We start from the raw sequence: 18,109 nt of genomic DNA, 5'->3' as shown, positions 1-18,109 counted from the left end.
GTAAACGGTGGCGACCGATAAACTGCATTCGGAACGTGATCGGGCGCAGCCCCCGATGTGGTTCCGCCAAATGATCAGCCAGCAGCCGCTGCAACCCCAGGGAGCGATGTGTCCCGCCGCCTGTTCACCTCGGAGTCCGTGACCGAGGGCCACCCCGACAAGATCGCTGACCAGATCAGCGACACGATCCTCGACGCACTCCTCACCGAGGACCCGACCTCGCGCGTGGCCGTGGAGACCCTCATCACCACCGGCCTCGTGCACATCGCGGGAGAGGTGACGACGAAGGCGTACGCGCCGATCGCGCAGCTCGTCCGCGACAAGATCCTCGAGATCGGCTACGACTCCTCCAAGAAGGGCTTCGACGGCGCCTCCTGTGGCGTGTCGGTGTCCATCGGCGCCCAGTCCCCGGACATCGCGCAGGGTGTCGACACCGCTTACGAGAAGCGCGTCGAGGGTGACGAGGACGAGCTCGACAAGCAGGGCGCCGGCGACCAGGGCCTGATGTTCGGGTACGCCTGCGACGAGACCCCCGAGCTCATGCCGCTCCCGATCCACATCGCGCACCGGCTCTCGCGCCGCCTGTCCGAGGTCCGCAAGAACGGGACCATCCCGTACCTGCGCCCCGACGGCAAGACCCAGGTCACCATCGAGTACGACGGCGACAAGGCCGTCCGCCTCGACACCGTCGTCGTCTCCTCGCAGCACGCCGCGGACATCGACCTGGACTCGCTGCTCGCTCCCGACATCCGCGAGTTCGTCGTCGAGCACGTGCTGGCGCAGCTCGTCGAGGACGGCATCAAGCTCGACACCGAGGGCTACCGCCTGCTGGTGAACCCGACCGGGCGCTTCGAGATCGGCGGCCCGATGGGCGACGCCGGCCTGACCGGCCGCAAGATCATCATCGACACCTACGGCGGCATGGCCCGTCACGGCGGCGGCGCCTTCTCGGGCAAGGACCCGTCGAAGGTGGACCGCTCGGCCGCGTACGCGATGCGCTGGGTCGCGAAGAACGTGGTCGCCGCCGGTCTCGCCTCGCGCTGCGAGGTACAGGTCGCGTACGCCATCGGCAAGGCCGAGCCGGTGGGCCTGTTCGTCGAGACCTTCGGCACCGCCAAGGTCGAGGTCCAGAAGATCGAGGACGCGATCGGCCAGGTCTTCGACCTGCGTCCCGCCGCGATCATCCGCGACCTGGACCTGCTGCGCCCGATCTACGCCCAGACCGCCGCGTACGGCCACTTCGGCCGTGAGCTGCCGGACTTCACCTGGGAGCGCACGGACCGCGTGGACGCGCTGCGCGCGGCCGCCGGCCTGTAGGACCTGAACACCCGTACGGCCCCGGACCCTCGCGGTCCGGGGCCGTACGCGCTGCGTCCCGGACCCGTCCGTTGTCGGTGGCGTTTGGTAAGAATGCGGGTGTGAGCAGCGCGAACGAGTCCGAGCAGCGGGGCCGGGACCAGGATCCCGGCGGTCCGCCGGAGCAGCTCGCGCTGATGCGGGAGATGGTCGCCGAGGCGAAGGCCAAGGCGCCCAAGGCCAAGCCGCGCACCTGGCGGGGCGCCGCGCTCGCCGAGGAGCTCCCCGTCGCCCGGATCCTCGTCAACAAGGGCGTCCTCCACCTCGACCAGCTCTGGGACTACGCCGTCCCCGCCGAGCTCTCCGAGGCCGCGCAGCCCGGCGTCCGCGTCCGGGTCCGCTTCGGGGCCGGCTCCCACCAGGTGCACGGCGGCCGCCGCGAGGGCGGCGGGCTGATCGACGGCTTCATCGTCGAGCGCCGCGCCGAATCCGACTACAACGGGGCGCTCGCCGCCCTCGCCCACGTCGTCTCGCCCGAGGTGGTGCTCAGCCCGCGCATGCTGGCCCTCGCCCGGGCCGTCGCCGACCGGTACGCGGGCAGCCTGGCCGACGTCCTCCAGCTCGCCCTGCCCCCGCGCAACGCCCGCGCCGAGGCCAAGCCGTCCCCGGAGCCGCTGCCCCCGCCCGCCGCGCCCGAACCCGCCGGCTGGGAGCGGTACGGTGCCGGGCCCGCCTTCCTGCGCGCCCTCGCCACCGGCGGGACCCCGCGCGCCGTGTGGACCGCGCTGCCCGGCCCCGGCTGGGCCGACGAACTCGCCCGCGCCATGGCGGCCACCCTCGCCTCCGGCCGGGGCGCCCTCGCGGTCCTGCCCGACGGGCGCACCGCCGCCCGGGTCGACGCGGCGCTCACCGCCCTGCTCGGGCCGGGCCGGCACGCGCTGCTGACCGCCGAGTCGGGGCCGGAGAAGCGCTACCGGCAGTGGCTCGCCGTGCACCGCGGCTCGGTGCGGGCCGTCATCGGCACCCGCGCCGCGATGTTCGCGCCCGTACGGGACCTCGGTCTGGTCGCCATCTGGGACGACGGGGACTCCAGCCACAGCGACGACAACGCCCCGTTCCCGCACGTCCGGGAGGTGCTGGAACTGCGCGCGGTCAGCGACGGCTGCGGCTTCCTCGCCGGGAGCACGAGCTGCACCGTGGAGGCCGCGCAACTCGTCGAGTCCGGCTGGGCGCGGCCGCTGGTCGCCGCCCGCGAGACGGTGAGGGCGTGTGCGCCCCGGATCCGGACCGTCGGGGACGAGCTGCTGGCCCGGGACGAGGCGGCGCGCGCGGCGCGGCTGCCCAGCCTGGCGTGGGAGACCGTACGGGAGGGGCTGAAGACCGGGCCCGTACTGGTGCAGGTGCCGCGGCGGGGCTATGTGCCCCGGCTGGCGTGCGAGCGGTGCCGGACCCCGGCCCGCTGCAAGGTCTGCGCGGGACCGCTGGAGGCCCCCGACGAGCGGGACCTCCAGTGCGGCTGGTGCGGGCGGGCCGAGCAGTCCTGGCACTGCGAGGAATGCGGGTCGTTCCGGCTGCGCGCCCAGGTGGTGGGCGCCCGGCGGACCGCCGAGGAGCTGGGGCGGGCCTTCCCCGCCGTGCCCGTCCGGACGTCCGGACGCGATCACGTACTGGACGAGGTGCCGGACCGGCCGGCGCTGGTGGTGTGCACGCCCGGGGCGGAACCGGTCGCCGCGGGCGAGGGGTACGCGGCGGCGCTGCTGCTGGACGGCTGGGCCATGCTGACCCGGCCCGACCTGCGGGCCGGGGAGGACGCCCTGCGGCGCTGGATCGGCGCCGCCTCGCTCGTACGGGGGGAGGGGCAGGTCGTGGTGGTCGCCGAGCCGACGCTGCGGCCGGTCCAGGCCCTGGTGCGGTGGGACCCGGTGGGCCATGCCGTACGGGAGCTCGCGGAGCGGGCCCAGCTGGGGTTCCCGCCGGTGTCCCGGATGGCCGCGGTCGCCGGGCGGGCCGAGGCCGTCGAGGCCTTCCTGGCCGCCGCCGAACTGCCGTCGGACGCGGAGGTCCTGGGCCCGGTGCCGCTGCCGGGCCGGCGCGGGGAGCGCTCGCCGGGGGAGCGGGCCCTGGTCCGGGTGCCGCCGGGCAGCGGGGCCGCGCTGGCCGCCGCGCTCAAGTCGGCGCAGGCGGCCCGGCTGGCGCGCGGGGTGTCGGCGGCGGAATCGGTCCGGGTACGGATCGACCCGCCGGACATCGGCTGATCCGGCTCGGGCGGTGGAGTCGGCGGGCGCGTGAACGCCGAACGCCCCCGGCGGAGCCGGGGGCGTCGGGCAGGGCCGTCGGGGGTCGGCGTCCCGGCGGCCGACGGTGCGTCAGCCGCCGCGCGGGCCCGGGAAGGCCGGGGAGCGGGTGGCGGCGGCCGCGCCCGCCGCGCTCTGGGATTCCTCGCGCACCGGCTGCGGCGGGACCGAGCGGGCCGCCGGGACCGTGGGGAGCGGCCCCAGGGTCCGGGTGGTCGTGCCCTCGGCCAGCGGCTCGGCGGACTCGGCGGCCTGCGCGCGGCGGGCCCCGTAACGGCGGTGCACGGCCTGCTTGGTGACCCCGAGCGCCGAGCCGACCGCGTCCCACGAGAAGCCGAGCGAGCGGTCGAAGTCCACCGCGGCCGTGACCAGGGTCTCGACGCTGTCCCGCAGCTCCTGCGCGAGGCGGACGGTGGGCGCGGGAGCCCTCCCGTAGACGACGAAGCCCGTGGAGGGACCGGAGCGGCGCGGGCGGTACACATTGCCGAGCTGGGCGGTGAGCGTACGCAGAGCATCCACCTGCCGGCGAACCCGCTCGATGTCTCGCACCAACAGGTGCAGACTGGCCCGTGCTTGGGCGTCGTGGGTGGCGTGGTCGGCCATGAAGAAGCCTCTCGAACCGGTGCTGAAGAGCGGATCGGGCCGCAGACACCGTTCTCAGTTCTCATCGCGGCCCGGTTTCGGTCAATCTCTCTTGACCAACGCGCCACCCGGCGCCCAGGTCACGCTGTGGGGGCGTGTCGGCATATGCGAGAGGCGTGTGGGTGTGCGTGCGCCCCCTCGACGGTGCGGGCGGGCCGCCCGGTGGACGCTCCGGCGGGTGCCCCCTGGACGCTCCATCGGGCACCCCGACGGGCACCCCATAGACTGGTGCGCTGCTGACAGCCGAGATAGCGAGGTAGGACCCCAGTGAAGCTCGTCTTCGCAGGCACCCCCGAGGTTGCCGTGCCCGCCCTGGACGCCCTCATCGCCTCCGGGCGCCACGAGGTCGCGGCCGTCATCACCCGCCCCGACGCACCGGCAGGCCGCGGCCGCCGGCTGGTCGCCAGCCCCGTCGCCGAGCGCGCCGAGGAGGCCGGGATCGAGGTCCTCAAGCCGGTCCGGCCGCGCGACCCCGACTTCCAGGCGCGGCTGCGCGAGATCGGCCCGGACTGCTGCCCGGTCGTCGCGTACGGCGCGCTGATTCCCAAGAGCGCCCTGGAGATCCCCCGCCACGGCTGGGTCAACCTGCACTTCTCGCTGCTGCCCGCGTGGCGCGGGGCCGCCCCCGTCCAGCACTCGATCATGGCGGGCGACCAGGTCACCGGTGCCTCCACCTTCCTCATCGAGGAGGGCCTGGACACCGGGCCCGTCTACGGGCACCTGACCGAGGAGATCCGGCCCACCGACACCAGCGGCGACCTGCTGACCCGCCTCGCCTTCGCCGGCTCCGGCCTGCTGGCCGCCACCATGGACGGCATCGAGGACGGCACCCTGCGCGCCGTCGGGCAGCCCGCCGACGGGGTCTCGGTCGCGCCGAAGATCACCGTCGAGGACGCCCGGATCGACTGGAACGCCCCGGCGATGCGCGCCGACCGCGTGGTGCGCGGCTGCACGCCCGCGCCGGGCGCGTGGACCGTCTTCCGCGGGGAGCGGCTCAAGCTGATCTCCCTCGGCCTGGTCACCGACCGGACCGACCTGGCACCGGGCGAGCTGGCCCCGGCGAAGAACAACATCTACGTCGGCACCGGCTCGCACGCCGTGGAGCTGCTGTGGGTGCAGCCGCAGGGCAAGAAGCCGATGAAGGGTGCCGACTGGGCGCGCGGGGTGCGGATCGCTCCCGGCGAGCGGGTCGGCGGGGGCGACGTAGGCTGAGGTCTGTCGCATTTCCGTATCAGCACATTCGTAGCACCTCGTAAATCCGGAGCACCTTTCACGTGAGCGAACAGCCTCGTCAGCCTCGTCGTCGTCCCGCCGCGGGCGGGGGTGGCAAGCCGTCCGGCAATCAGGGCGGCAAGCCCGGCAAGCAGGCCAAGCCGTACCGGCGGCCGCAGAAGGACCCCGTCCGGATGCTCGCCTTCGAGGTGCTGCGGGCGGTCGACGAGCGCGACGCCTACGCGAACCTCGTCCTGCCGCCGCTGCTGCGCAAGGCCCGCCAGGACGAGAGCTTCGAGGCGCGCGACGCGGCACTGGCCACCGAGCTCGTCTACGGGACGCTGCGCCGCCAGGGGACGTACGACGCGATCATCGCCGCCTGCGTCGACCGCCCGCTGCGGGAGGTGGACCCGCCGGTGTTGGACGTGCTCGCGCTCGGGGCGCACCAGCTGCTGGGGACCCGGATCCCGACGCACGCGGCGGTCTCCGCGAGCGTGGAGCTCGCGCGCGTGGTGCTCGGCGACGGGCGTGCCAAGTTCGTGAACGCTGTCCTGCGGAAGATCTCCGCGCACGATCTGGACGGCTGGCTGGAGCGGGTCGCCCCGCCGTACGAGGACGATGCCGAGGAGCACCTCGCCGTCTACCACTCGCACCCGCGCTGGGTCGTCAGCGCGCTGTGGGACGCGCTGGGCGGCGGGCGCGCCGGGATCGAGGACCTGCTGGAGGCCGACAACGAGCGGCCCGAGGTCACGCTGGTCGCACGGCCCGGGCGGTCCACGCCCGAGGAGCTGCTGGAGGCCGTCGGCGAGGACTCGGCGCTGCCGGGGCGCTGGTCCCCGTACGCCGTCCGGATGGCCGAGGGCGGCGAGCCGGGCGCGCTGGAGGCGGTGCGCGAGGGCCGCGCCGGTGTCCAGGACGAGGGCAGCCAGCTGGTGGCGATGGCCCTGGCCGCCGTGCCCGTGGACGGGCGCGACGAGCGCTGGCTGGACGGCTGCGCGGGACCGGGCGGCAAGGCGGCCCTGCTGGCGGCGCTGGCCGCGCAGCGCGGGGCGTTCCTGCTGGCCTCGGAGAAGCAGCCGCACCGGGCGCGGCTGGTGGAGAAGGCGCTGGCGGGCAACCCCGGTCCGTACCAGGTCATCGCGGCGGACGGCACCCGGCCGCCGTGGCGGCCGGGATCCTTCGACCGCGTGCTGATGGACGTGCCGTGCTCCGGCCTGGGCGCGCTGCGGCGCCGCCCGGAGGCGCGCTGGCGGCGCCGGCCCCAGGACCTGGAGGGCTTCGCGCCGCTCCAGCGGGGGCTGCTGCGGGAGGCGCTGTCGGCGGTACGGGTGGGCGGCGTCGTGGGCTACGCGACCTGCTCGCCCCACCTGGCGGAGACCCGGGTGGTCGTGGACGACGTCCTCAAGGGCCGGGGCGCGGGCGCGTCGCCGGTGTCGGCCGAACTGATCGACGCCCGCCCGTTCATGGCCGGCGTCCCGGCGCTGGGTGACGGCCCGGACGTCCAGCTGTGGCCGCACCTGCACGGGACGGACGCGATGTATCTGGCGTTGCTGAGGCGTACGGCGTAGCTGGTGCTGGTCTGAGCGGGTTTGGCGGTTGAGCGTCCGTTTCCCGCTTGTCCGGCCTCGCCGGCGTTCGAGGCGCGGGGTCAACGCGCGACAGATCGCTACGCGCTTCTCCCGGCTTGGCGGCTGCCGGCCGTCTGGGGCTGGAATGACGTCACGTTCCGTCGAGGGACACCCTCTCGCGGACCGGTGACAGGGACAGGGGGAGCCAGGCGAGGGCCATGACCACTGCGCCCGCCCACAGGGTGGTGTGGAGGGTGGTGAGCTCCGTCAGGAAACCCGAGGTCGCGGCGCCCAGGGCGAGGGCGCCGGTGAGCATGAAGCGGAAAGTGGCGTTCATGCGGCCCAGGAGGGGGTCCGGGGTGAGGTGCTGGCGGAGGCTGACCCCTAGGACGTTGTTCGCGCCGACCTTCATCATCGCCAGCATCCAGCCCGCGCCCGCCAGCCAGAGCCAGGGGCCCCGGTCGAGCAGGGGGACCAGGAGGGTCGCCGGGGTGAGGCTGAGGACCAGGGCGCGGCCGTAGCCGACGCGGGCCGCGAAGGGGCGGGCCAGGCGGGCGCCGAGGAGCAGGCCCACGCCGCCCGCCGCCCAGAAGAGGCCGAGGGAGGCCGGGGAGAGTCCGAGTTCCCGTACGAACAGCACCGGCAGCATGGTGTTGATGATCGAGCCGCCCAGGTTGCTGAGCGCGGCGTTGAGCGCCAGGGCCCGTAGCTCCGGGTGGCCCAGGACGTGGCGCAGGCCCTCCCGGATCTGGGGCAGGAGCCGTGTGCGGTCGCCGGTTGGCGGGGCGGGCGTGGCGGCGATGGCGATGAGGCGGAGCGCGGAGGTGAGGTACGCCGCCGAGACGCACGCGAGGGCGAAGGGTGCGGTGAGGGCGGCGACCAGGGCTCCGCCGGCGCCCCGGCCGGCGATGTTGGCGACGGCCATCAGGGTCACGATGGCCGCGTTGGCCCGTACCAGGCTCTCGCGGTCGATCAGCCGGGGCAGGACGCTCTGTGAGCCGACGTCCGAGAAGACGGTGGCGCAGCCACCGAGGAGGACGACGGCGTACAGCTGCGCGAGCGTGAGTGCGTCGAGCCAACAGGCGGCGGGGAGCGAGGCGAAGAGGGCGGCGCGGGCCAGGTCGGCGGCGATCAGGACGCGGCGGGTGCGCAGGCGGTCGACCCAGGCGCCGGCCGGGAGGCCTATGAGTAAGAACGCGAGGGTGGAGAGCGTGGCGAGGGCGCCGACCTGTGCGGCGCTCGCGTCGAGCGCGGTGAGGGCGAGGAGGGGGACGGCCACGGCGCCGGTGTTCGTGGCGAACTGGTTGAGGGTGGAGGCGGCGAAGAGGGTGCGGAAGTTTCTGTTGCGCCACGGGGTGGTGGTGGGAGCTTTGGTGGGCTGTGGGGGCATAGGCAGAACCGTGCCGGACGTGATCACGCAGGACAATTGAAATGTTCTCCATGATCACTTAAGCGCCGCTGCGGGAGTCCGGACATCCGGGGTCGTGGCCGGAACTACGCGAGGGCATGGCAGGCTTGGGGCATGGCCGTTCAGATCAATCCCAGCATCCTGTCCGCGGACTTCGCCCGGCTCGCCGAGGAGGCGAAGGCCGTCGAGGGCGCGGACTGGCTGCATGTCGACGTCATGGACAACCATTTCGTCCCCAACCTCACCCTCGGAATGCCGATCGTGGAGTCCCTGAGCCGGGCCACGGACATTCCGCTGGACCTGCACCTCATGATCGAGGACCCCGACCGCTGGGCGCCGCAGTACGTGGAGGCCGGTGCCGGGTCCGTCACCTTCCACGCCGAGGCCGCCGCCGCGCCCGTGCGCCTCGCGCGGGAGATCCGGGCCAAGGGGGCGCGGGCCGCGATGGCGCTGAAGCCGGCGACTCCGATCGAGCAGTACGAGGACCTGCTGCCCGAGCTCGACATGGTGCTGATCATGACCGTCGAACCGGGCTTCGGCGGGCAGTCTTTCCTCGACATCATGCTGCCCAAGGTCCGCCGTACCCGGGAGCTGATCGCCAAGCACGGCCTGGACCTGTGGCTGCAGGTGGACGGCGGGGTCTCCGCGACGACCATCGAGCGGGTCGCCGAGGCCGGCGCCGACGTGTTCGTGGCGGGCAGCGCCGTATACGGGGCCGTCGATCCGGCGTCCGCGGTCCGGACGCTGCGCGAGCAGGCGGGCGCGGCGATCGCCGCCGCGCCGTGGGGCTGCGACCACTAGGGACGGCCCAGGGCGAGGGTTCGTGAACAGCTTGGTGAACGGGAGCTGTCCGGGCTGATCGGGGGCCGTTGGATCTGACAGGATGAACGACGAGTCGAGAGTGTGAACACGAGAGTGTGAACAGCAGTGAGGAGAACGCGGTGTCTGCTATGTCGGCGGGACGGTCAGCCCTGCGGATGGGACCCGCGGAGCTGGTGCAGGCGGCGGCCATGGCGCGCCGCTTCTACCTGGAGGGCAAGTCCAAGATCCAGATCGCCGAGGAGTTCGGCGTGAGCCGCTTCAAGGTGGCCCGGGTCCTGGAGACCGCCCTCGAACGTGACCTCGTGCGCATCGAGATCCGGGTTCCGGCGGAACTCGACGCGGAGCGCTCCGACGCGCTGCGGGCCCGGTACGGGCTGCGGCACGCCGTCGTGGTGGAGTCCCCGGCCGACGCGACCGAGGACGCGCCGGACCCGGAGAACCTGGGCGCGGTCGCCGCCGACCTGCTGGGCGAGCTCGTCAACGAGGGCGACGTCCTGGGCCTCGCGTGGGGACGGTCGACCATTCACATGGCCGCCTCCCTGCACCGCCTCCCGCAGTGCACGGTGGTCCAGCTGACCGGCGTGTACGACGCGGGGACCGCCGAGCGCGGCTCCGTGGAGGCGGTACGGCGGGCCGCGCAGGTCTCCGGCGGGGACGCGCACCCGATCTACGCGCCGATGCTGCTGCCGGATCCCGCGACCGCGGCCGCGCTGCGGTCCCAGACGGGGATCGCCCGGGCGTTCGAGTACTTCGACAAGGTGACCGTCGCGGCCGTCTCGATCGGGTCGTGGGAGCCGGGCATCTCGACCGTCCACGACATGCTGAGTGACGAGGAGCGGGCGCACTACGCCTCGCTGGGTGTCGCGGCCGAGATGTCGGCTCACCTGTTCGACTCCGAGGGGCGCCGGGTCGGCCGGGACCTCGGCGAGCGGTGCATCACCGTGGAGGCGGACCGGCTGCGCCGGATCCCCGAGGTCGTGGCGATCGCGGGCGGGCTGCGCAAGGCGTCGGCGATCGGGGCGGTGCTGCGGTCGGGGCTCGTGACCAGCCTGGTCACGGACACGGCGGTCGCGGACTACCTGCTGACCGAGTCGGCCCCGGGGCTGCGGCCGGCGCTGGACCGGGCCGACCCGGACGACTGATCCGGCGTCGGATCCGGCGGCCGCAAGATGTGTGGTGCGGATGGTGCTGGAATTGAGATCCGAACGGCGGACCGCGGGGAGGCCTGCGGGGCGCATACTGGTCTCAATGACAAAGTCAGCAGTACCTCGCCGCCATTTGCCGTCCAGCCCGTTCAAGGCCCCCGTGGAACCGCCGCTCCGGCAGTTCAGCGTCGGCGACCGGGTTACTCACGATGAGCACGGCCTCGGCCGTGTCGTCGGTATTGAGGAGGGGATCGCTGTCCTCGTCGACTTCGGATCGGTCCAGAAACGGATCCTGAGTCCCTACACCAAGATGGCCGCGCTCTGAACTGAGGGAGCGCTGGGCCGGTTCGTGCGCGATTCGCGGGCGAATCGGATATTTGGCACGATCGGTGCATGATCTTTCGGAACGTGCCCCGATCGTTGCTGCGTGTGCTGGGGGCGTTGTTCCTCTGCGCCGCGGTGGTCGCCGGTGCGGTGGGGTGTGGTGCCGGTGCTCCTGAGCCCGTGCCGCCGTCCGGTGGTGTCGCCACGCCCGGGTGGGCCGAGGGGATGGCGACCGTACGGGCCTCCGCGCTGCCGCGGCAGGCGCGGGACGTGCTCGCGCTGATCGACAAGGGCGGGCCGTATCCGTACCGGCAGGACGGGACCGTCTTCGGGAACTTCGAGAAGGCGCTGCCGAAGCAGGGGCGCGGTTACTACCACGAGTTCACCGTGAAGACGCCGGGGGAGCGGGATCGTGGGGCCCGGCGGATCGTGACGGGTGAGGGTGGGGAGTTCTACTACACGGACGACCACTACAACACGTTCAAGGCGGTTCTCCGATGAGCCTGGATCCGCAGCCCCTCGATGCCGTTGACGCCGCGCTGGCCGAGGCCGGGGCGGCGGGGTGGGTGACCGTGCGGCTGGACCTGGGCGGGGTGCGGGGCAAGGCCGGGCTGATGCGCCGGTGTGCCGATGCGTTGCGGGTGCCGGGGTGGTTCGGGGGGAACTGGGACGCGTTGGCGGATGCGCTGATCGATCTGTCGTGGCTGCCGGGGGCGCCGGAGGCGCCGGGGCGGGTGGTTGCCGTGACGTCCTGGTCGGAGTTCGCCGGCGGGCGGGCGGGGGAGTGGGAGACGTTCCAGGAGGTGCTGGAGTCTGCCGTCGAGTTCTGGCGGGAGGACGGGGGCACGCCGTTGGTGGTGCTGCTCGCCGATGCCGATCCCTCCGGGGGGAGGGTGCGGGGCGGGGAGTGAGTTCTCTCCCCGCCCCGCCCTTTCTCCGTTTCCCCGGGCTCCGCCCGGACCCGGTCCTCAAGCGCCGGACGGGCTGGGAAGTCCCCGGGCTTTGCCCGAGCCCCGCGCCTGAAGCGCCGGACGGGCTGGGACGTACCGGGGCTCCGCCCTGGACCCCGCGCCTCAAACGCCGGCGGGGCTGAGGGGGCGGCTGGGCTGGAGTGGGTCAGGTTTTCGGGATCCAAGGCGGGGTTTGGCCCCAGGACCAGATGGGGATTTTGGCCGCGTCCACCGGGGGTGGGTTGGGGCCCGAGTAGATCAGGGCCATGCGGGTGCCCCACTCGATGTAGTAGATGAACACCGCGCGGAACTCCGGGTCCGTCGGGAGTTCGACCTCGTCGGCGGTGTCCAGGAGCAGATCCACCCAGCGGCGGCGCTGCTTCTCGGTGATGCCGCGGCCCAGGTGCTTGGTGGCCATGTGCTGGTGGCCGCCGTGGTGGGCCGTGTAGTCCGACGGGCCGCCGAAGACCTCCGACAGCCAGACCGCGACGTGCTGGGGGTGCTCGGCGTCCATGCCCGCGAAGACGGGGGCCAGGATCTCGTCCTGGAGGGCATGGGCGTAGAAGGCGTCGGTGAGGCGTCGCATCGCCTCCGCACCGCCCATCCACTCGTAGATCGTGGGCGTGTTGGGCGTGGTGCTCATGACTCCGTGCTGGCCTTTCCCGTTCCGGCCACCGAGGTCGGGAGGTAGTGCTGCATCTCCTCGATGGCCGTCACGTACGGGCGGATGGCGGTGAAGAACGCCGGGAAGTGCTCACCCTTGCGGAAGCCGTTGAGGTGGGCGTCGATCGAGGTCCAGCGGATGCGGAGGATGTAGCGCTCGGCCTCCTCCGAGCAGCGGGTCAGCTCGTAGTCGACGCACTCGGGCGAGGCGGCCAGGGCCTCGGCGGCCCGGGTGTACGCGTCCTCGAAGGCCTGCTGGTCGTCCAATGCGATCCGGTAGCGGATGTATTCGACGGTGGTGGTCATGGTGTGAGTGCCTCTCCCTGGGTTCAGGTGGTCCCGGCTACCCTTCCGGGATCATGGCGGTCCTCGCGACGGTTTTACCTATTCGTCCTCTGACTTCATGGAGTCGGAGGACGATTCCTTGACGTCCGGGCCCTGGGAGCGGACCTGCTGGACCTTGTCGAGGGATTCGCGCAGGTCGCCCAGCCACTCGTCCGTGTTGCGCGCGACGAGGCGGACGCACCAGGCGAGGGCGTCGGCCCGGCTGCGCGCCACGCCGCCCGCGACCAGGGTGTCGAGGACCTGGCGTTCGGACTGGCGCAGCCGGGTCATGACGGGGACCGCGAGGTGCGTGAAGAGGTGGCGCTCGGTGCCGGCCTGGACGCCCCAGGCGACCTTGCGCCGGTAGAGCTCCTCGGCCTCGCGGGCCACCTCGATACGCTGTTCGCGGGTGCGCTCGCGGAACTCCTTGACCGACTCGGTCGCCGGGATGGCCCCGACGACCGTGATCTCCTCGCGGTCGACCGTGACCGAGACGAGGGACTCGTAGACGTCCACCGGCAGGCGCTCGGCGAACCACGCGCGGAGCTGTTCGCTCTGTTCGGCTGTAATCATGTAATCAACGTTGCATCCGGCGGGGGGTTGATCGCAAGCGATCGGTGTTCGCTCTCAGCCCATCGAGCGGTAGCGGTGGATCAGGGAGACCGCCATCGCGCCCTCGCCCACGCCGGAGGCCACGCGTTTGACCGAGTGGGCCCGGACGTCGCCGGCCGCGAAGACGCCGGGGACGCTGGTTTCCAGGGGGTAGGGGGCGCGTTCGAGGCTCCACTCGGCCGGGAGCTCGCCGCCGTTGGAGATCAGGTCGGAGCCGGTGAGGACGAAGCCGTGGTCGTCGCGCTCCACGACGCCCGACAGCCAGCCGGTGTGCGGGCGGGCGCCGATGAACGTGAACATGAAGCGGGCCGGGACCTCGGTGTCCTCGCCCGTGTCCGCGTTGTGGAGGGTGAGCTTCTCCAGGTGCTCCTCGCCGTCGAGGCGGACCACCGTCGTGCGGACCCTGACCTCGATGTTGGGCGTGCGGTCGATCTCGTCGATCAGGTAGCGGGACATGCTCGCGTCGAGGGACTCCGCGCGGACGAGGATCGTCACACGGGCCGCGTACTTGGCGAAGTGCACCGCCGCCTGGCCGGCCGAGTTGGCGCCGCCGACGATGAACACGTGCTGGGAGATGCAGGCCGAGCTCTCCGTCGTGGCCGCGCCGTAGTACAGGCCAGCGCCCTCGAAACGGTCCGCGCCCGGGGCCTCCAGGCGGTTGTACGAGACGCCCGTGGCCAGCAGGACCGTCTCCGCGCTGATCTCCGTGCCGTCCGCCAGGGTCAGGATCTTCGCCGGGTCGTCCCGGGTCAGCGAGACCACCTCCACCGGGTGCAGGATCTCGGCGCCGAACCGCGAGGCCTGGATGGTGGCCCGACGCGTGAGGTCCCCGCCCGAGAGGCCCGACGGGAAGCCGAGGTAGTTCTCGATCAGGCTGGACGTGCCCGCCTGGCCACCCGGTGCGCGGGCGTCCAGCATCAGGGTCGAAAGGCCCTCCGAGGCCGAGTACACCCCGGCCGCCAGGCCCGCGGGGCCGGCGCCGACGATGACGCACTCGTAGTGCGGGCGGGAGGCGGTGGTGGCCAGCCCGAGGCGCTGCGCGAGTTCGGTGTCGGTCGGGGCGGAGAGCACCGCTCCGTCGGGGAAGCGCACGAGCGGGAGCGCGGCGTCGGGCTGGCCGGCGATCAGGGTCAGTGCCTCGGGGTCCCGCTCGACGTTGAGGAAGCGGAAGGGCTGGCCGTTGCGGGTGAAGAAGTCCCGGACGGCGTGGGTGCCGGGCGAGACCAGGTGGCCGGCGACGATGATCCCGTCGTACGCGGGGCGGTAGGTGGCCAGCCAGTCCGACAGCAGGTCGTCCAGGACGGGGAACAGCCGCTCGTGCGGCGGGTCCCACGGCTTGAGCAGGTAGTAGTCCAGCCGCACCCGGTTGATGGCGGTGATCGCCGCGTCGGTCTCCGCGTAGGCGGTCAGGAGCACGCGGCGGGCGTCCGGGAAGCGGCTGACGGCTTCGAGCAGGAACTCGACGCCGGTGACGTCGGGCATCCGCTGGTCGACGAGGAACAGAGCGGGGTCGTGGCCGCGTTCGTCGAGCGAGTCCAGGATCTTCAGGGCGTCGGCCGCCGAGGAGGCGCCGAGCACCCGGTAGCGGTCGCCGTAGGCGCTGCGCAGGTCGCGGCGGACGGCGCGCAGCACCTGCGGGTCGTCGTCCACGGCGAGGATGACGGGCTTGCGGCTCTCCGCGCGCTCGGCGGCGGCCGCGGTGGTCGTACCGGTCGTGGTGGTGCCGGTGCCGTTCGCCCTCTTGGGGGCGGTCTGGGTGGCCGGAGCGTTCTCCGGGGCCGCGCTCACGCGGGGTCCAGCATCAGCTTGTCGGCGTAGCACCAGGCCCAGTCCTCACCGGGCTCGTGCGAGGCCGCGATGGGGTGGTCGGTGTCCTTGTAGTGCCGGGTGGCGTGACGGTTCTTCGAGGAGTCGCAGCATCCGACGTGCCCGCAGCTGAGGCACATCCGCAGATGCACCCAGCTGTCCCCGAGAGCCAGGCACTCCTCGCAGCCCTCGGTACCGGGCTTCACCGGACGTATCTGATCGATGTGTGTGCACAACAGGTCCATCGTCATCGTCCCCGTCCCTCTCCTCGCGCACTCGTGCCCCTCGCGTCCGTGATTCACGACGCGTCCAGACCATAAGACGCGACCCCCCGAATGGTTCACTGATTCGGCCGAAGTCAGGAAGTCCGGGGGCGACTTCCTCAGGTCCGCGCACTACTACCTGAGGTGTCCCGACGACCTGGGTTCCTACCTCACGAAGTCGCATACGGGCGCTTTGACGCAGGCCCCGGGCACAAGCAGTGTGGGGGACGCCAACGACAACAGGCGGCGCCTGGAGGAATCTGTGAGCAGAAAGATTCTGGTCATTGTCTCCGAACACGGTTACTGGGCCGAAGAACTGATAGGCCCCGTATCCAAGTTCGACGAGCGGGGCTATGAAGTCGTATTCGCCACGCCGACCGGGAAGCGTGCGCACGCTCTTCCGCCGAGCCTCGACGCGAGCTTCATCGACCCCCCGCTGGGTCGCTCCGTCACCACCGAGGAGAACGCCCGGCTGGGGCGGGAGTTCGAGCAGTCGAGCCGGCTGGACTCGCCGCTCGACATCGAGGCGTGGGTCCCCGAGCGTCCGTACACGAGCGACGCGGGCTATCTCCCCAAGCTTGAGCAGTACCACCGCGATCTGGACAAGCTGGAGTCCGACATCGCCGGCTACGACGCGGTCCTGATCGTCGGCGGCAGCGGGCCCATCGTCGACCTCGCGAACAACGAGCGCGTGCACGCCCTGATCCTGGCCTTCAAGAACGCCGGCAAGGTCGTGGCGGCCGAGTGCTACGGCGTGGCCTGCCTCGCCTTCGCCCGCGACTGGGGCGACCGCAAGAGCATCATCTGGGGCAAGCACGTCACCGGGCACTGCAAGGAGTACGACTACAAGGACGGCACCGGATTCCTCGGTACCGACTTCAACATGGGCCCGCCGCCGTACCCGCTGGAGTACATCCTGCGCGACGCCACCGGGCCGCGCGGCGCGTATCACGGGAATTTCGGTCACCCGCTTTCGGTGATCGTCGACTTCCCGTTCGTGACCGGCCGTTCCACCCCTGATTCATATCTGACGGGGCAGAAGATCGTGGAAGTCCTGGAGGACGGTCTCACCCGATACGGGTGGTAGGGGGAATCATGGAAGCCACTCCCGGACGGGAAAGGCTGATCGACCAGTTCAAGGCCGACGGCCTGAATGTGATGTTCGGAAATCCGGGGACCGTGGAACAGGGATTCCTCGACGCGGTCGACGCGGCGGAGGACTTCTCGTACATCCTCGCCCTCCAGGAGACCGTGGCCGCCGGCATCGCCGACGGCTACGCCCGGGCCACCGGCGGCGCGGCCCTGCTCCAGCTGCACTCCGGAGTGGGGCTGGGCAACGGCATCGGCATGCTCTACCAGTCGCTGCGCGGGCACACCCCGCTCGTCGTCGTCGCCGGCGACGCCGGGGTGCGCTACGACGCGATGGACGCGCAGATGGCGTCCGACCTGGTGGCGATGGCCAAGCCGGTGACCAAGTACGCGACCCGGGTCACCGACCGGCACTCCGTACTGCGCACGATCCGCCGGGCGGTGAAGATCGCCCTGACCCCGCCGCGCGGTCCGGTGTTCGTGGCGCTGCCGATGGACGTGCTGGACGAGCTCAACTCCGAGCCCGTCCTGCCCGCCGCGGTGCCGCTCACGGACGTGGCGCCCTCTCCGGCCTCGGTGGGGCGGGCGGCCGAGCTGCTGGCCTCCGCCGAACGGCCCGTCGTCCTCGTCGGCGACGGGGTCTCGCTCTCCGGAGCGCAGCGCGAACTCGTCGCCGTCGCCGAGCTGCTGGGCGCGGACGTGTACGAGGTGGACTCCTCCGAGGTGAACATCGCGGCCTCGCACCCGCTGCGCCGGGGCCAGACGGGCCACATGTTCGGACCGCACAGCAAGGAGCTCGTGGGCGAAGCCGACGGGGTGCTGATCGTCGGCACCTATGTCTTCCCGGAGGTGTTCCCCGAGCTGGAGAGCCCCTTCCGGGAGGGCGCGAAGGTCGTCCACATCGACCTCAACGCGTACGAGATCGCCAAGAACCACCCGGTGGACCTGGGGCTGGCCGCCGATCCCAAGCAGGCGCTGCGCGCGCTGGCCGGCGCGCTGGAACGCCTGCTGAGCGCGCCCCGGCGGGCGGCCGCGGCGGCCCGGCTGGACGCGCGGACCCGGGAGCGGGCGCTGGCCGCCCGGGCCGGGCAGGACGAGCAGGACGGCACGCCGATGGCCGTCTTCCTGCGGACCCTGGCCGAGCGGACCGGGGGCGACCTCATCGTCTTCGACGAGGCCCTGACCACCTCGCCGCTGGTCACGAAGTACCTGCCGCCCGAGCGGCCGGGCGACTACCACCTCACCCGGGGCGGTTCGCTGGGCGTGGGCTTCCCGGGCGCGGTGGGCGCCCAGCTCGCCCATCCGGACCGGCTCGTCGTCGGCTTCGCGGGTGACGGCGGCTCGATGTACACGTACCAGGCGCTGTGGACCGCGGTCCGGCACGGGATCAACGCCAAGTTCGTGGTCTGCAACAACCGCAAGTACCGGCTGCTGGACGACAACATCGCCCAGTACTGGCGGGAGCGGGAGATCCCCGAGCACGGCTTCCCGGGCTCCTTCGACCTCTCCCACCCCGAGATCGACTTCGCCGGGCTGGCCCGGTCGCTGGGCGCCGACGGGGTCCGTGTGGAGAAGCCGGACGAGGCGGTCGCCGCCGTGACCCGGATGCTGGCCCACCCCGGACCGTTCCTCGTGGACGTCCAGATCTGACGCACGGCGCCGCCGGCCCACCGGACGCCCGTGAGCCGGCT

18 protein-coding genes are annotated in these 18,109 nt (G+C 72.4%); 11 read left to right on the top strand and 7 right to left on the bottom strand.

Annotation, left to right across the window (positions count from 1 at the left end):
* The first annotated feature begins 108 nt into the window (after nucleotides 1-108).
* Both metK and OG982_RS03755 read left to right on the top strand, forming a co-directional pair.
* Complete coding sequence (metK, locus tag OG982_RS03760) at nucleotides 109-1,317, top strand: methionine adenosyltransferase (RefSeq protein ID WP_214940407.1); 1,209 nt, start codon at nucleotides 109-111, stop codon at nucleotides 1,315-1,317.
* 176 nt (nucleotides 1,318-1,493) lie between these two features.
* On the top strand, nucleotides 1,494-3,551 hold the full coding sequence (locus tag OG982_RS03755) for a primosomal protein N' (RefSeq protein ID WP_266949857.1): 2,058 nt from the start codon (nucleotides 1,494-1,496) through the stop codon (nucleotides 3,549-3,551).
* Between the two features lie 111 nt (nucleotides 3,552-3,662).
* Here OG982_RS03755 and OG982_RS03750 read toward each other — a convergent pair whose 3' ends face one another.
* Complete coding sequence (locus OG982_RS03750; RefSeq protein ID WP_266789736.1) at nucleotides 3,663-4,193, bottom strand: hypothetical protein; 531 nt, start codon at nucleotides 4,191-4,193, stop codon at nucleotides 3,663-3,665.
* A gap of 306 nt (nucleotides 4,194-4,499) precedes the next feature.
* Here OG982_RS03750 and fmt point away from each other — a divergent pair, with 306 nt between their 5' ends.
* Both fmt and OG982_RS03740 read left to right on the top strand, forming a co-directional pair.
* Nucleotides 4,500-5,444, top strand: a complete 945-nt coding sequence (gene fmt / locus OG982_RS03745; protein ID WP_266789738.1) for a methionyl-tRNA formyltransferase — start codon at nucleotides 4,500-4,502, stop codon at nucleotides 5,442-5,444.
* A 62-nt stretch (nucleotides 5,445-5,506) separates the two neighbouring features.
* Nucleotides 5,507-7,012, top strand: a complete 1,506-nt coding sequence (locus OG982_RS03740) for an RsmB/NOP family class I SAM-dependent RNA methyltransferase (protein ID WP_266789739.1) — start codon at nucleotides 5,507-5,509, stop codon at nucleotides 7,010-7,012.
* Between the two features lie 151 nt (nucleotides 7,013-7,163).
* Here OG982_RS03740 and OG982_RS03735 read toward each other — a convergent pair whose 3' ends face one another.
* Nucleotides 7,164-8,402 carry an MFS transporter gene (locus OG982_RS03735; protein WP_266947925.1) on the bottom strand — a complete coding sequence of 413 codons (1,239 nt, stop codon included), beginning with the start codon at nucleotides 8,400-8,402 and terminating at the stop codon, nucleotides 7,164-7,166.
* Between the two features lie 132 nt (nucleotides 8,403-8,534).
* On the opposite strand from OG982_RS03735, the gene rpe reads away from it, so the two are divergent.
* From rpe to OG982_RS03710, 5 genes are all read left to right on the top strand, one after another.
* A complete protein-coding gene (gene rpe / locus OG982_RS03730; protein ID WP_266789743.1) occupies nucleotides 8,535-9,221 on the top strand; it encodes a ribulose-phosphate 3-epimerase in 687 nt (228 codons plus the stop codon).
* Nucleotides 9,222-9,337: 116 nt separating this feature from the next.
* The gene (locus OG982_RS03725) at nucleotides 9,338-10,384 is read left to right on the top strand and encodes a sugar-binding transcriptional regulator (protein ID WP_266789745.1); all 1,047 of its coding nucleotides are present in this window, start codon (nucleotides 9,338-9,340) and stop codon (nucleotides 10,382-10,384) included.
* Between the two features lie 106 nt (nucleotides 10,385-10,490).
* A complete protein-coding gene (locus OG982_RS03720; protein WP_031145007.1) occupies nucleotides 10,491-10,712 on the top strand; it encodes a CarD family transcriptional regulator in 222 nt (73 codons plus the stop codon).
* 68 nt (nucleotides 10,713-10,780) lie between these two features.
* The gene (locus OG982_RS03715) at nucleotides 10,781-11,212 is read left to right on the top strand and encodes a ribonuclease domain-containing protein (RefSeq protein ID WP_266789747.1); all 432 of its coding nucleotides are present in this window, start codon (nucleotides 10,781-10,783) and stop codon (nucleotides 11,210-11,212) included.
* A complete protein-coding gene (locus OG982_RS03710) occupies nucleotides 11,209-11,622 on the top strand; it encodes a barstar family protein (RefSeq protein WP_266947924.1) in 414 nt (137 codons plus the stop codon). The genes OG982_RS03715 and OG982_RS03710 overlap by 4 nt, the downstream gene beginning before the upstream one ends.
* A gap of 205 nt (nucleotides 11,623-11,827) precedes the next feature.
* On the opposite strand, the gene OG982_RS30935 is transcribed toward OG982_RS03710, so the two are convergent.
* From OG982_RS30935 to OG982_RS03690, 5 genes are all read right to left on the bottom strand, one after another.
* Nucleotides 11,828-12,304, bottom strand: a complete 477-nt coding sequence (locus tag OG982_RS30935) for a group II truncated hemoglobin (RefSeq protein ID WP_323139223.1) — start codon at nucleotides 12,302-12,304, stop codon at nucleotides 11,828-11,830.
* Complete coding sequence (locus OG982_RS30930) at nucleotides 12,301-12,630, bottom strand: antibiotic biosynthesis monooxygenase family protein (protein WP_323139222.1); 330 nt, start codon at nucleotides 12,628-12,630, stop codon at nucleotides 12,301-12,303. Before OG982_RS30930 ends, OG982_RS30935 begins: the two co-directional genes overlap by 4 nt.
* A 78-nt stretch (nucleotides 12,631-12,708) precedes the next feature.
* The gene (locus OG982_RS03700; protein WP_266789751.1) at nucleotides 12,709-13,221 is read right to left on the bottom strand and encodes a hypothetical protein; all 513 of its coding nucleotides are present in this window, start codon (nucleotides 13,219-13,221) and stop codon (nucleotides 12,709-12,711) included.
* A 54-nt stretch (nucleotides 13,222-13,275) separates the two neighbouring features.
* Nucleotides 13,276-14,910 carry an FAD-dependent oxidoreductase gene (locus OG982_RS03695; RefSeq protein WP_266792236.1) on the bottom strand — a complete coding sequence of 545 codons (1,635 nt, stop codon included), beginning with the start codon at nucleotides 14,908-14,910 and terminating at the stop codon, nucleotides 13,276-13,278.
* 134 nt (nucleotides 14,911-15,044) lie between these two features.
* Nucleotides 15,045-15,317, bottom strand: a complete 273-nt coding sequence (locus OG982_RS03690) for a UBP-type zinc finger domain-containing protein (protein WP_266789753.1) — start codon at nucleotides 15,315-15,317, stop codon at nucleotides 15,045-15,047.
* A 274-nt stretch (nucleotides 15,318-15,591) separates the two neighbouring features.
* Between OG982_RS03690 and OG982_RS03685 the strand changes: the two genes are divergently transcribed.
* Nucleotides 15,592-16,416, top strand: coding sequence for a type 1 glutamine amidotransferase domain-containing protein (locus OG982_RS03685; RefSeq protein ID WP_266789755.1), 825 nt, complete (start codon nucleotides 15,592-15,594; stop codon nucleotides 16,414-16,416).
* Between the two features lie 8 nt (nucleotides 16,417-16,424).
* On the top strand, nucleotides 16,425-18,068 hold the full coding sequence (locus OG982_RS03680; RefSeq protein WP_266789757.1) for a thiamine pyrophosphate-binding protein: 1,644 nt from the start codon (nucleotides 16,425-16,427) through the stop codon (nucleotides 18,066-18,068).
* The last annotated feature ends 41 nt before the right edge of the window (nucleotides 18,069-18,109 follow it).

This window comes from Streptomyces sp. NBC_01551, from assembly GCF_026339935.1.
Lineage (GTDB): Bacteria > Actinomycetota > Actinomycetes > Streptomycetales > Streptomycetaceae > Streptomyces.
Note: the sequence above shows the minus strand (reverse complement) of the source record. Positions and strands in the feature narration are given on the sequence as shown.